Here is a 14043-nt window from a genome sequence, read left to right on the forward strand (position 1 = left end):
CCTGTGACCCCAGCATTATGAGTGCTGTGCTCTAACCAGCTGAGCTACGTAGCCATCTTTTTTTCGCGTTACCTTCATCGGCGTTGCGGGGCGCATTATGCGGAGTTGACCTGACAGCGTCAACCATTTTTTTAACGATTTTTGCCAGATAATCGCTGTTTGACTGGCTTATAACCAGCCTGGGTGTTTATTCGGCAATTTTCCAGTGAATACAATGCCGATCGTCAAAAAAAATGGGCCGCAGCGGGCCCATTCTGACGTCTTTCTGTTTGCTTATTTATAGGCGGACTGATGCACACCGACCGCACGGCCTGATGGGTCATCCATGTTTTTAAACGCTTCGTCCCATTCAATCGCTTTAGCAGACGAACAGGCCACCGATGGGCCGCCCGGTACACACTCTGCCGCGCTGGCTAACGGGAACAGCTCTTCGAAAATCTCACGGTAGAGATAGGCTTCTTTCGAACCCGGCGTGTTGAACGGGAAGCGGAAATGGGCGGTCGCCAGCTGCTGGTCGCTGATTTGCTTCGCGGCCACTTCTTTCAGGGAGTCGATCCAGCTGTAGCCCACGCCATCCGAGAACTGCTCTTTCTGTCGCCACGCCACGCTCTCTGGCAGATAAGAGGAGAAACATTCACGCAGAATGTGCTTCTCCATTTTGCCGTTGCTGCCGCACATCTTATCGGCCGGGTTGATACGCATCGCCACATCCAGGAATTTTTTATCCAGGAACGGCACGCGCGCTTCCACACCCCAGGCGGACATCGCCTTGTTGGCACGGGCGCAGTCAAACATGTGCAGCGCCTGCAGTTTGCGCACGTTTTCTTCGTGAAACTCTTTGGCATTCGGCGCTTTATGGAAGTAGAGATAGCCACCAAATACTTCGTCTGCGCCTTCGCCCGACAGCACCATCTTGATGCCCATCGCCTTGATCTTACGTGACATCAGGTACATCGGTGTCGATGCCCGGATGGTGGTGACGTCATAGGTCTCGATGTGGTAGATCACATCGCGAATCGCATCCAGACCTTCCTGAACGGTGAAATGAATTTCATGGTGAACGGTGCCCAGATGCTCCGCCACAGATTTCGCCGCTTTCAGATCGGGTGAACCTTCCAGTCCGACCGCGAAAGAGTGCAGCTGAGGCCACCACGCATCACTTTTATCCTGATCTTCAACGCGCTTAGCGGCGAAACGCTTGGTCACGGCAGAGATGATCGAGGAGTCCAGACCGCCCGACAGCAGTACGCCGTAAGGCACATCGGACATCAGGTGGCTCTTCACCGACTCTTCCAGCGCATGTTTCAGACCGGCGGCGTCGGTGGTGTTGTGCTCAACGTTTTTGTATTCCATCCAGTCACGCTGCCAGTAACGACGGATTTCGCCATCGGTGCTGGAGAGGTAGCTTCCCGGCGGAAACTCTTTGATGGAACGGCAGACCGGCACCAGGGCTTTCATCTCTGACGCGACATAGAGGTTGCCGTGCTCATCGTTGCCCATATAGAGCGGAATGATGCCGATATGGTCGCGACCAATCAGATAGGTCTGTTTCACGCTGTCATAGAGGATAAAAGCGAACATGCCTTCCAGCTCGTCGAGGAAATCGACACCTTTTTCCTGATAAAGCGCCAGGATCACTTCACAGTCAGAACCGGTCTGGAACGCGTAGCGATCGCTGAGTTCTGCGCGCAGCGCCTGATGGTTGTAGATCTCACCGTTAACCGCCAGTACGTGGGTGTGGTCAGCGTTATAGAGCGGCTGTGCGCCGTTGTTAACGTCAACAATTGAGAGACGTTCATGCGCCAGAATAGCATGGTCATCGGCGTAGACGCCTGACCAGTCCGGGCCGCGATGACGCATTAAGCGTGAACACTCCAGCGCTTTCTTGCGCAGCTCAACAGGATCGCTTTTCAGATCCAGCACACCAAAGATTGAACACATAACTGACTCCTGATCTCGCCTTACGGCGATGTTATCTTTTACCGTTTGTCCGGCAGCCTGACGCTGCGTGATACATAAGAAAATGCGCTATTTGGTGTGATCAATGCAAGAGGAATCGTGATTTACTGATAAAAATATTGTTAGCATGGCGCAAAATTTGAATAAACCATAATTAAATGCCTTTTTTATTATCGAATCGTCAGTGTGCTGGCATTTTTTGCGCAAAAAACAGGCGGAAAAAGGGGGCAGAAAAGGAGAAAAAGGGGAGACGCATCACATCACAATCAGATGCGCCATAAGTAAAAGGAATCAGAACAGGTCAATATCGGCGACAGAAGGGTAGATCCAGTCCGGCCGGAACGGCATGGCGTCAATATCGCTCAGCGTCGAGACGCCTGACAGCACCAGTACCGTCTCCAGACCGGCCTGGAACCCGGCGAGAATATCCGTGCGCAGATTGTCCCCGACGATGACCGTCTCTTCGGAGTGGGCCTGCATTTTGTTCAGCGCGGCGCGCATGATATAGGGGCTGGGTTTGCCGACCACGAACGGGCTGCGGCCCGATATTTTCTCGATACCCGCACAAAGTGCGCCACAGGCGGGGATAAACCCGCGCGCGTGGGTGTCCGGGTTGGTGGCGATAAAGCGGGCGCCGCTGGCCACAAAAAAGGCCGCTTTATGCATCATGTCCCAGTTGAACGAGCGCGTTTCGCCCACAATCACAAAATCGGGATTCACATCGGTAATGGTAAAGCCGGCTTTATAGAGTTCATGAATCAGCGCACCTTCACCAATCACATAGGCCTTTTTGCCCTCCTGACGGCGCAGGAAGTCGGCGGTAGCCATAGCGGAGGTGTAGAAAACGGATTCCGGCACGTCGACGCCCGCCGAAGCAAAACGATTCGCTAAATCCTGCTCGGTTTGCGAGGGATAGTTCGTCAGCACCACCAGCGGCATCTCTTTGGCCAGAATACGCTGTAAAAACTCCTGTGCGCCGGGAACGGCCGTGTTGTCGTGCATCAGCACGCCATCGATATCACAAATTACGCTTTTAATGGTCATAGTCAGATCCGATGTGGCCCGCCACAGCAGCGGGTGAGCTTAGTCTTCCAGAAGATGTTGCAGCAGAATGCCGTTAAGCATGGCACGTTTAGCCAGCGCAAACGCGCCAATTGCCGAGCGATGATCGAGGGTGGAGCGCACGACGGGCAGATTCTTACGGAACGCCGCCAGGGCCTGGGTGTTGATACAACCCTCAATGGCGGGCAGCAGCACTTTTTCAGCCTCGGTGATCTCACCTGCCAGCACCACTTTTTGTGGATTGAACAGGTTGATGGCAATCGCGATCGCTTTGCCAAGATAGCGGCCAACGTGCTCAACCACTTCGCAGGCCAGCGCATCGCCCTGATTGGCCGCTTTGCAGATATGGGCCATCTGGCACGCTTCCAGCGTCAGCACGCTGGGATAGCCCTGATTCAGCAGATGCCGTACCCGATTCTCAATGGCACCATTAGCCGCAATCGTTTCAAGACAGCCAAAGTTGCCACAGTGGCAGCGCTCGCCGAGGGGATCGACCTGAATATGGCCGATCTCGCCCACGTTACCGTTGCTGCCGAGAAAAATATGGCCATTGGCAATAATGCCCGCCCCGGTGCCGCGATGTAAGCGCACCAGAATCGAGTCCGCACAGTCGCGGCTTGCACCGAAGTAGTGCTCGGCCAGCGCCAGGCTGCGAATATCGTGACCGACAAAGCTGGTAACGTTAAACCGTTTCTGCAGGCTGGCGACGAGCGGCCAGTGGCTGACCGCAATATGTGGCATGTAGCGGATCACGCCATTTACCGGATCAACCAGGCCGGGCAGGATGACCGAAATCGCGATTAATTCACGGATTTTCCGCTGGTGCTGCTCAGTAAAGCTGGCAATAGCGTTGAACAGCGCATGTTCCAGCGTCTCCTGAGTGCGTTCCGGCAGAGCATAATCTTCCTGCGCCAGCGATTTACCGCCCAGATCGAACAGGGTCAGGGTCGCATCGTAGCGTCCGAGCCGGACGCCGATGGTGTGAAAATGGCGGGTTTCAGTAATGATTGAGATGGCGCGTCGACCGCCGGTAGACGCCTGCTGGTCTACCTCTTTGATCAGGCCGCGCTCGATTAACTGGCGGGTAATTTTTGTGACGCTGGCGGGCGCGAGCTGGCTGAATTCGGCAATCTGAATGCGCGATATCGGCCCCTGCTGGTCAATCAGCCGATAAACCGCTGCGCTATTAAGTTGCTTAACAAGATCGACATTTCCTATTTGTGACTGGCCGCCAGTGGTCATTCAGTGCTTACTCGCTCAGGACGTCGTCTCCGTTGACAAACGTCTTAATGATTTTAAAGTCGCGCGTAAACACAGTCAGGTTCGCGATTTTTCCTGCTTCGATCGAGCCCAACTGCCTTTCCACGCCCATCGCCCGTGCCGGGTAGAGTGTTGCCATGCGTAACGCTTCATCCAGTGCGATACCCACATGTTCAACGCTGTTCTGTACGGCTTCTATCATCGTCAGGGCAGAACCGCTCAGTGTGCCGTTCTCGTCAACACAGAGCCCGTCACGATAGTAGATTGTTTTGCCTGCAAAAATAAACTCGCTGATGGCGGCGCCTGCGGGTGCGGTGGCATCGGTTACCAGCACCAGTTTGTCACCTTTAATGCGCTTTGCATTGCGCACGTTAGCGTAATGTACATGTAAACCATCTGCAATGATGCCGCAGTATACATCAGGCGCATCAAACAGCGCACCGATCAGGCCCGGTTCGCGTCCGGCAAAGGCGGGCATCGCATTATAGAGATGCGTGGCGAACCGGATCCCCGCAGAAAAACCTGCTTTCGCCTCCTCATAGGTCGCATTTGAGTGGCCAGCTGAAACAATGATTCCGGCGTCGGTCAGCTGACGAATCACTTCGCTGCCGGCATTCTCGGGCGCCAGAGTCACTTTAGTGATGACGTCCGCATTGGCGCAGAGGTAGTCCACCATCTCTGCATCGGGCAGGCGAATCAGCGCCGGATCGTGTGTGCCTTTTTTTGCCTTGCTCAGCCAGGGACCTTCCAGATGCAGGCCCAGCGCCTGATGCTGATGTTTCTGCAGATAGGCCCGCATGGTTTCAATCGCCCGTTTCATCAGGGCGTCGCTGCTGGTGATGAGCGTGGGTAAAAAGCTGGTGCAGCCGGACTTCTCATTCGCGCGCTGCATCGTTTCCAGTGTTTCTATGCTGAGTGCCTCAAGGCTGTCATTAAACTGTACACCGCCGCAGCCATTGAGCTGGAGATCGATAAAGCCAGGCGCAATCATCGCACCTGCCATATCCCGCTGCTCAACCGTGGCCGGGAGCGCCTCGCGCGGGCAGACGCGCGCAATCCGTCCGTCAGCAATCACGATCGCGTGATTATCCAGAACCTCGTGGCCGCTGTAGATTCGACCGTTTACTAATGCGTACATCTCTTTTCTCCCGTCCAGGCCTGCCGTCACTCAGGGTAACAGCAGGGTATGGCAATGTTCTGTTACACGCCTTTCATATTTTCCGCTTCCATTTCGCGGAAATATTTCACGGTTTTCACTTTCAGTTCCATGGTGGCGGGTTCATCACACACCACCACCGATTTTGCGTGAAGCTGCAGACAACTGATGGTCCACATGTGGTTGACGTTGCCTTCGACCGCCGCCTGCAGGGCCTGCGCTTTCACATGGCCGGTCACCAGAATCATCACTTCTTCGGCATCCAGCAGCGTGCCGACGCCCACCGTCAGCGCATATTTAGGCACCTGATCAACGTCGCCGTTGAAGAAGCGAGAGTTCGCCACGCGGGTGTCATGGGTCAGCGTTTTAATGCGGGTGCGGGAAGCCAGCGACGAAGCCGGTTCGTTAAAGGCGATATGGCCATCATTGCCGACACCGCCCATAAACAGGTGTATTTTACCCAGCGCGCGAATTTTCTCTTCGTACTGGCGACATTCTGCGTCAATATCGGGTGCATTACCATTCAGCAGGTTGATATTTTCCGGTTGAATATCAACATGATCGAAGAAGTTGCGATACATGAAGCTGTGATAACTTTCCGGGTGCTCTTTTGGCAGGCCAACATATTCATCCATATTGAACGTGACGACATGTTTAAAACTGACCTGGCCCGTTTTGTGCATATCGATCAGGTGTTTGTACGCCTCCAGTGGCGTACCGCCAGTCGGCAGCCCCAGAACAAACGGCCTGTCCGCGGTCGGGTTAAATGCGTTGATGCGGTTAACGATGTGTCGGGCAGCCCATTTGCCTACCTGAGTCGGGGTCGCTAAAGGAATCAGTCTCATATTTCACCTCAATTGAAATCAGTAAAGGGAGTGCTAAGCCGTTGCGTTATCTGTCAGCCCGAACCGGAGGCTTATTCTCGCGACGACGCATGCAGAATTCAATATTTTGAATGATAAAATAAGTTCGCGGACATGACTACATGTTGACGGGATATGCAATGTTTTTTAGTGATAAAAATCACACTTAACGGGGTTTTAATTTGCGAGGCGAATTAATTTATCAGTACACTTCGCAGCGTGATATGAAGTGGTTAAACGATCTTTGCAGCTGACATAACAACATTAAGCGGCGCAAAGCGACAAGTCAGGTCCATAGGGGGAAGGGGTTATGCTAGGTTACTTACAGAAGGTGGGGCGTGCACTGATGGTGCCGGTAGCAACCCTGCCAGCAGCAGCAATTCTGATGGGGGTCGGTTACTGGATTGACCCTGATAGCTGGGGCGCAGGTAATGCACTGGCCGCGTTGCTGATTAAATCCGGTTCGGCAATTATTGACCACATGTCAGTGCTGTTTGCGATCGGTATCGCCTACGGCATGTCAAAAGACAAAGATGGTGCCGCCGCACTGTCTGGCTTTGTGGGCTTTCTGGTCGTCACTACGCTCTGCTCACCCGCAGCGGTGTCAATGATCCAGAAAATGCCTTTAGATCAGGTGCCTGCTGCTTTTAACAAAATCGATAACCAGTTTGTCGGCATTCTGGTCGGGATTTTGTCAGCAGAGGTTTATAACCGCTTCAGCCATGTCGAACTGCCAAAGGCGCTCTCCTTCTTTAGCGGACGCCGGCTGGTGCCGATCCTGGTCTCATTTTTGATGATCCTGGTCGCCTTTATCCTGATGTACATCTGGCCGGTTATCTTTAATGGTCTGGTCGGCTTTGGTGAACATATCCAGAAACTCGGCTCTGCCGGAGCGGGTATCTACGCCTTCTTTAACCGTCTGCTGATTCCGGTAGGTCTGCATCACGCCCTGAATTCGGTGTTCTGGTTTGATGTCGCGGGGATTAATGACATCCCTAAATTCCTGGGCGGCGCTCAATCCCTGGCTAACGGCTCGGCAACGGTCGGCATTACCGGCCGTTATCAGGCGGGCTTCTTCCCGATTATGATGTTTGGTCTGCCAGGTGCCGCGCTGGCTATTTATCACTGCGCGCGCCCTGAAAACCGTGTCAAAGTCGGAAGTATTATGCTGGCTGCGGCCTTTGCAGCCTTCTTTACCGGCATCACCGAACCGCTGGAGTTCTCCTTCATGTTCGTGGCCCCGGTACTTTATCTGATTCATGCGGTGCTGACCGGAATCTCCGTCTTCATTGCTGCCAGCATGCACTGGATCGCCGGATTTGGTTTCAGCGCCGGGCTGGTGGATATGGTGCTGTCGACCCGTAACCCGCTGGCGACCCACTGGTACATGCTGATCCCGCAGGGGCTGGTATTCTTCGCCCTCTACTATGTCGTTTTCCGCTTTACCATCAAGAAATTCAACCTGATGACGCCGGGCCGTGAGCTGGCGGTAGCGGGTGACGAAAGTGATGGCTATGACGTCAATGTCGACAACACGGATAATGGTGAAACGGCAACGGAATCTCTGGCGCGTCGCTACATCGGTGCGGTGGGGGGATCGACGAATTTAACCGGTATCGACGCCTGTATTACCCGTCTGCGTCTTAACGTGAACGATTCCGCCCAGGTGAATGAGGGTGTTGCGAAACGTCTCGGGGCATCTGGCGTGATCCGTCTCAATAAACAGAACGTGCAGATCATCGTCGGCACCCAGGCAGAAAGCATCGCGTCCGCTATGAAAAAAGTCCTGACCAAAGGGCCGGTTGCGGCCGCTGCCGCCGGCAGTGCACCAGCCGGGCCAGACGTTAAGCATCAGGCGGTACCGGACAGTGAGAAGCGGGTTATCGCCACCCTGCTGGCGCCGGTCTCTGGTGAAGTCGTGGCGCTGGAAGCCGTGCCGGATGAAGCCTTTGCCAGCAAAGCGGTAGGTGATGGTCTGGCGATCAAACCCAGCGACAAGCGTGTCGTGGCGCCGATTGCGGGCACAGTGGTGAAAATCTTTAATACCAATCACGCTTTCTGCCTGGAAACGGACAGTGGCGTGGAGATTGTGGTGCACATGGGGCTGGATACCGTTGCGCTGGACGGCAAAGGCTTTACCCGTCTGGTGGAAGAGGGGGCCAGTGTGGTCGCCGGTCAGCCTGTGCTGGAGATGGACCTTGATTTCCTTAACGCCAACGCACGCTCAATGATGAGTCCGGTCGTGGTCAGCAACAGCGATGATTTCGCCGGTCTGACGCTGCTGGCTCAGGGGCAGGTGGTGGCGGGTGTCACTCCGCTCTACGAAGTGAAAGGTTAATCCCCGCAACAGAACGTCACAGGCAGGAAGCGATTCCTGCCTTTTTTGTTTTAAAGGCTTAACAAACGGTTGTTTCCCTCAGACGCTTTGTGGATCATACTCCGTTACTTCGTGGTACAAATCACCCGTTATTCGTATTGAGGATTTTTGAGATGAGTGAGGCTGAAGCCCGCCCAACTAACTTTATTCGTCAGATCATCGACGAAGATTTGGCGAGCGGTAAGCACAACAGCGTGCATACCCGTTTTCCGCCAGAGCCCAATGGCTATCTGCATATTGGTCATGCGAAATCGATCTGTCTGAATTTTGGCATTGCCCAGGATTATCAGGGGCAATGCAACCTGCGTTTTGACGATACCAATCCGGTCAAAGAAGATATCGAGTTCGTTGAATCCATTAAGCGTGACGTCCAGTGGCTGGGTTTTGAGTGGAGTGGTGAAGTCCGTTACTCATCAGACTATTTTGATCAGCTTTATCACTACGCTGTTGAGCTGATCGCTAAAGGGCTCGCTTACGTCGATGAACTGAGTCCGGACCAGATCCGTGAATATCGCGGTACCCTGAAAGAGCCGGGCAAAAACAGCCCTTATCGCGATCGCAGCGTGGAAGAGAACCTGGCGCTGTTTGAAAAGATGCGTAACGGTGAGTTCGCTGAAGGGACTGCCTGCCTGCGCGCCAGAATCGACATGGCTTCAAACTTCATTGTGATGCGCGATCCGGTGCTCTACCGTATCAAATTCGCGGAACACCACCAGACGGGTAATAAGTGGTGTATCTACCCGATGTATGACTTTACCCATTGCATCTCCGATGCGCTGGAAGGCATTACTCACTCGCTCTGTACGCTGGAGTTCCAGGACAACCGTCGTCTCTACGACTGGGTGCTGGACAACATTACTATTCCGGTCCATCCCCGTCAGTATGAGTTCTCACGCCTGAATCTTGAGTATGCGGTGATGTCCAAACGCAAACTGACTCAGCTGGTGACCGAGAAGCATGTTGAAGGCTGGGATGACCCGCGTATGCTGACCGTCTCAGGTCTGCGTCGCCGGGGGTATACCGCAGCCTCTATCCGTGAGTTCTGCCGCCGCATTGGCGTCACTAAACAGGATAACATCGTGGAGATGGCATCGCTGGAGTCGTGCATCCGCGATGATCTCAACGAGAACGCACCACGCGCCATGGCCGTGCTGGATCCACTTAAAATCGTGATCGAGAATCTGCCAGCGGGTTACAACGAAAACATCACCATGCCAAATCACCCCGGTAAGCCGGAGATGGGCACGCGTGAGGTACCGTTCAGCCGTGAAATCTGGATCGATCGGGCAGATTTTCGTGAAGAGGCGAACAAGCAGTACAAACGTCTGGTGCTGGGCAAAGAGGTCCGACTGCGCAACGCCTATGTGATTCGTGCTGAGCGCGTTGCCAAAGATGAAGCGGGTAATATTACCTGCATCTACTGCACCAGCGATGTTGATACGCTGAGTAAAGATCCGGCGGATGGCCGCAAGGTAAAAGGGGTGATTCATTGGGTGTCTGCGGATCATGCGCAGCCTGCAGAGTTCCGCCTGTATGACCGTCTGTTCAGTGTGCCAAATCCGGGCGCGGCAGAGGACTTCCTGGCGGTCATCAACCCTGAGTCGCTGACCATCAAAAATGGCTTCGTCGAGCCGGGCCTGCGCGATGCGGAACCGGGTGTACCGTTCCAGTTCGAACGCGAAGGGTATTTCTGCGCCGACAGCATTTACTCTAAGCCGTCGCAGCTGGTATTTAACCGTACCGTCGGGCTTCGCGATACCTGGGCAAAAATCGGCGAATAAAACGTTCCGGAACCGACCCCATAAAATGGTAAAAGGGCGATTTTTCGCCCTTTTTTATTTCTCCGATTTTCAACATTACCGACGTTTATGCTTTGTTAAGAGGAATTGCGTCAGTACCCGCCGTGAGAGTTATCCGAGTTTAAAAAAATTAATCAATTTCAGAGTGTGAATTAGCGACTTTCAGGTAGGCTATGCGCTTTTAGAGGCCGCAAAGCGGGTTACAGAAGGAAAAAAAATGAACGCTCTCGCCCAGGAAGCCAGACACAGTGTCGTCGTTTTACATCAGCTCATTGAACGTATTTTTAATCAGGCAGCCGGATCAGATGACAGTTTTGAGCTGCTGATGTCCTATTTCCATCCCGAATTTCGTATGGTGACGCCAAAGGGTAAAGAGTATAACCTCAACGACGTTGAGGATCTTTTCCGGCAGTTGCAGGGCCAGCGGGAAGGGATGCGCATCGCCACCTGCGAGCATGTGATCCTTTCGCATCATGAAAAAGAGATCACGGTGCAGTATCGCGAGATGCAGATGCTGAACGGCAATAATCAGAGCCGTATCTCACTGGCCATTCTGGACTGCAGCAGTACGATTCCGCGCTGGCGTTATCTGCAGGAAACGCTGGTCGCCTGATATCGCAACAGAACGGACGAAAAAAAACCGGTGCATTCACCGGTTTTTTTATTTCAAATCACACCAGAATTACTGGTCGTGCAGGTTTTCGTTTTCCCGGCAGTCGCCCACTGTGCAATGGCCATAGAGATAAAGGCTGTGGTTGGTCAGCTTAATGCCATGGCGGGTTGCAATTTCACGCTGACGCGTTTCGATTGACTCATCGCTGAACTCAATAACCTTGCCGCAATCCAGGCAGATCAGGTGATCGTGGTGATGCTGCTGCGTCAGTTCGAAGACAGATTTACCGCCTTCAAAATTATGGCGCGTGACAATGCCTGCATCATCAAACTGGTTCAGAACACGATAGACGGTAGCCAGACCAATTTCTTCGCCGATGTCGATCAGGCGTTTGTACAAATCTTCCGCACTGACGTGATGGCACTCAGGTTCCTGAAGCACTTCCAGAATTTTCAGTCTGGGCAGCGTCACTTTCAGGCCAGCCTTCTTTAATGCGGTGTTGTTGTCAGTCATGCGGATTTTGTCCTGTTACTAATATCACTTTTTGTGGCTTGTCGCCCTGAATGTCGATCTGTGCTTATTCTCATTTGCGTCTCATTATAGAGCTGAAGCGATGAAATGAAAACCAGAGGGCGTGCCTGAATCGTCGTGGGCTAAAGGGGATGCGTCACCGGGCCGGGGAGGATTCTGGCAGAGTCTGTCTGACCATCGCTTCATCTTCATGCCTGAGAAAATACGCGGAAGATCGATGCGGGTATTCTACAGATTAAACGGAGAAAGTTAAAAAAATGTGGCTATTATTTCTATAGGAATTTCCATTGCCTCAATGTGAGCTGGCGCTCACATTGAGGCATGCAGGATCAGGCTTCCAGAATCTCTTTCAGCTGCAGCTCATCGAAAATCTGCTTAACCCACTGCTCAACGCGCTGGCTGGTCAGTTCCGGCTGGCGGTCTTCATCAATAGCCAGACCCAGGAAGTGCTTATCATCAGCCAGACCTTTTGAGGCTTCAAAGTGGTAGCCTTCGGTCGGCCAGTGGCCAACAATGACCGCACCATGGGGCTCAATGATGTCGCGAATCGTACCCATCGCGTCACAGAAGTACTCTGCATAATCTTCCTGGTCGCCGCAGCCGAACAGCGCAACCAGTTTACCGTTGAAATCGATCTCTTCCAGCGTCGGGAAGAAGTCATCCCAGTCACACTGCGCTTCACCGTAATACCAGGTCGGAATACCCAGCAACAGGATATCAAACGCTTCCAGATCTTCTTTTGTGCTTTTCGCGATGTCATGCACTTCTGCAACGTCTTTACCCAGCTGTTTCTGGATCATTTTTGCAATGTTTTCGGTGTTGCCGGTATCGCTGCCAAAGAAGATGCCTACGAGTGCCATGAGTAAAATAACCTCTTAAATCCTGATGATGAGATGTGTGCCAAAGCACAATTCAGCAAATAATAGCAGACGAGACAAACCCGCGGAACGGTTAAAGCCTCGACATTTGCTCCTGCGTGCGATTCGCCCGCGTTAATCCAGTTTGAGCTGGGCCAGCAGCATCTGTTCGATCAGTTCGCTGCGGCTGAGGTTGCGCTGTTCTGCCAGCGTATTGAGCGCATCGACGGCTTCGCTGTTCATTTTCAGCTCGACACGACGAAGCCCGCGTCCTTTATCGCGTTTCAGTTGATTACGCTTGTTGATGCGCAACTGCTCATCACGCGAAAGCGGACTGGTTTTGGGTCGACCCGGGCGGCGCTCATCAGCAAAGAGATCGAGCGTCGTACGGTCAGTCTGTTCTTTTGCCATGGCTTAGTAAAACTGAATGGGTGCGGGTGTCAGATACTCACCGCGCAGATTATAAATTATTGGCCGCTGCCGCAGAAAAACTGACCTGCGGCAAAATTTTAGCGCGACATCATACTTCACGCTTACGCCCGACGCCAATCCTAAACCTTTACCGCCATCTGTTTGCTTTTAAAGCGCAAAAAATCGGCGAACCGTGCGCAGAACAGCATCAGGTTTTTCCGCATGAACCCAGTGGCCTGCGCCACCGATGACGTGCGCCTGCGCGGCCGGAAACTGCTGAAGCAGGGCATCACGATAGCGATTGTCCAGATAGCTGGAGTTTCCGCCGCGAATAAACAGCGCCGGATGCGACCACGCGGGCACCGGCTGCCAGCCAGAAATCGTTGTGTAGTTGTCCCACAACACCGGCACGTTAAAGCGCCATTCGCCCTCGTGAAACGACTTCAGCAGGAACTGGATGACACCCTCTTCGTCAATCAGCGTACGCATGATGCGCGCCGCCTCGCTGCGCAGAGAGACGCCCGCGGCTGTCACCGCACGGATAGCGGCAAAGATGTCATCGTGGCGGCGGGTCTGATAATCCACCGGTGCGATGTCGATCATTACCAGTCGTTCAATGCGGTCTGGTATTAATGCGCTCATCGTCATGGCGATTTTGCCGCCCATTGAATGACCGATCACGGCGACGCGGTCAATGCCATGGGCATCCAGCGTGTCGACCATATCCTGCGCCATTACAGCGTAGTTCATCTCGTCGGAACGGGGCGAAAGTCCATGGTTACGGACATCGGCCTGCAGCAGCGGACCGGCATCTTTCAGTCCGCGCGCCAGCAGGCCCAGGTTATCCAGACTGCCAAACAGACCGTGAATAAGCAGAATGGGCAGGGAATCAGCAGAGGATTGTTCAGTTTGCAGACGGGCGTTCAAAATCATAGCAAAGTTCTTAAGTTTGAGACCTGAGCTTAGGTTATCATGGTTTCACCTTTTCAGGCGCGCCGGTTCCGGCGGCATTAGGACATATTCTGACTTTTGCCCGTAAACCGTTTGATTACTAACAACCCGCCTGAATTTAACTTTATAATCCTGATGTTAGAACCCGCACATCCGTTGAATCGCCTGGCTATACTCAGGGCTTTTCAGGAAACAGGTGGTTCT

Annotated in this window: 12 protein-coding genes; 3 read left to right on the forward strand and 9 right to left on the reverse strand. The window is 53.3% G+C overall.

Translation table 11 applies throughout. From position 1 onward, the window contains the following. Positions 1–273: 273 nt before the first annotated feature. The 5 genes from asnB to nagB form a co-directional block, all read right to left on the reverse strand. Entirely contained in the window at positions 274–1941 is a 1668-nt protein-coding gene (gene asnB / locus RT657_RS11430; RefSeq protein ID WP_313654599.1) for an asparagine synthase B, read from the reverse strand. Between the two features lie 309 nt (positions 1942–2250). Further along, entirely contained in the window at positions 2251–3003 is a 753-nt protein-coding gene (locus tag RT657_RS11435) for an HAD-IIA family hydrolase (protein ID WP_313654600.1), read from the reverse strand. 39 nt (positions 3004–3042) lie between these two features. Beyond that, a complete protein-coding gene (locus RT657_RS11440; RefSeq protein ID WP_313654601.1) occupies positions 3043–4263 on the reverse strand; it encodes an N-acetylglucosamine repressor in 1221 nt (406 codons plus the stop codon). Positions 4264–4270: 7 nt separating this feature from the next. Continuing rightward, entirely contained in the window at positions 4271–5419 is a 1149-nt protein-coding gene (gene nagA / locus RT657_RS11445; protein WP_313654602.1) for an N-acetylglucosamine-6-phosphate deacetylase, read from the reverse strand. A 62-nt stretch (positions 5420–5481) separates the two neighbouring features. Beyond that, positions 5482–6282 carry a glucosamine-6-phosphate deaminase gene (gene nagB / locus RT657_RS11450; RefSeq protein ID WP_313654604.1) on the reverse strand — a complete coding sequence of 267 codons (801 nt, stop codon included), beginning with the start codon at positions 6280–6282 and terminating at the stop codon, positions 5482–5484. Between the two features lie 328 nt (positions 6283–6610). Here nagB and nagE point away from each other — a divergent pair, with 328 nt between their 5' ends. From nagE to RT657_RS11465, 3 genes are all read left to right on the forward strand, one after another. Further along, positions 6611–8638 carry an N-acetylglucosamine-specific PTS transporter subunit IIBC gene (gene nagE, locus RT657_RS11455; RefSeq protein ID WP_313654605.1) on the forward strand — a complete coding sequence of 676 codons (2028 nt, stop codon included), beginning with the start codon at positions 6611–6613 and terminating at the stop codon, positions 8636–8638. 152 nt (positions 8639–8790) lie between these two features. Then, on the forward strand, positions 8791–10458 hold the full coding sequence (gene glnS / locus RT657_RS11460) for a glutamine--tRNA ligase (RefSeq protein WP_313654607.1): 1668 nt from the start codon (positions 8791–8793) through the stop codon (positions 10456–10458). 235 nt (positions 10459–10693) lie between these two features. Then, positions 10694–11089, forward strand: coding sequence for a hypothetical protein (locus RT657_RS11465; RefSeq protein ID WP_313654608.1), 396 nt, complete (start codon positions 10694–10696; stop codon positions 11087–11089). A gap of 69 nt (positions 11090–11158) precedes the next feature. Here RT657_RS11465 and fur read toward each other — a convergent pair whose 3' ends face one another. The 4 genes from fur to ybfF all read right to left on the reverse strand — a co-directional run bounded on the left by fur (position 11159) and on the right by ybfF (position 13821). Continuing rightward, positions 11159–11602, reverse strand: a complete 444-nt coding sequence (gene fur, locus RT657_RS11470; protein ID WP_128085774.1) for a ferric iron uptake transcriptional regulator — start codon at positions 11600–11602, stop codon at positions 11159–11161. Positions 11603–11949: 347 nt separating this feature from the next. After that, complete coding sequence (fldA, locus tag RT657_RS11475; RefSeq protein WP_111141029.1) at positions 11950–12480, reverse strand: flavodoxin FldA; 531 nt, start codon at positions 12478–12480, stop codon at positions 11950–11952. 132 nt (positions 12481–12612) lie between these two features. Next, entirely contained in the window at positions 12613–12888 is a 276-nt protein-coding gene (gene ybfE, locus RT657_RS11480; RefSeq protein ID WP_003852811.1) for a LexA regulated protein, read from the reverse strand. Positions 12889–13056: 168 nt separating this feature from the next. Continuing rightward, positions 13057–13821, reverse strand: coding sequence for an esterase (gene ybfF / locus RT657_RS11485; RefSeq protein ID WP_313654609.1), 765 nt, complete (start codon positions 13819–13821; stop codon positions 13057–13059). Positions 13822–14043 lie beyond the last annotated feature (222 nt).

The sequence above is a fragment of the Pantoea sp. genome (genome assembly GCF_032114055.1).
Taxonomy (GTDB): Bacteria; Pseudomonadota; Gammaproteobacteria; order Enterobacterales; family Enterobacteriaceae; genus Pantoea.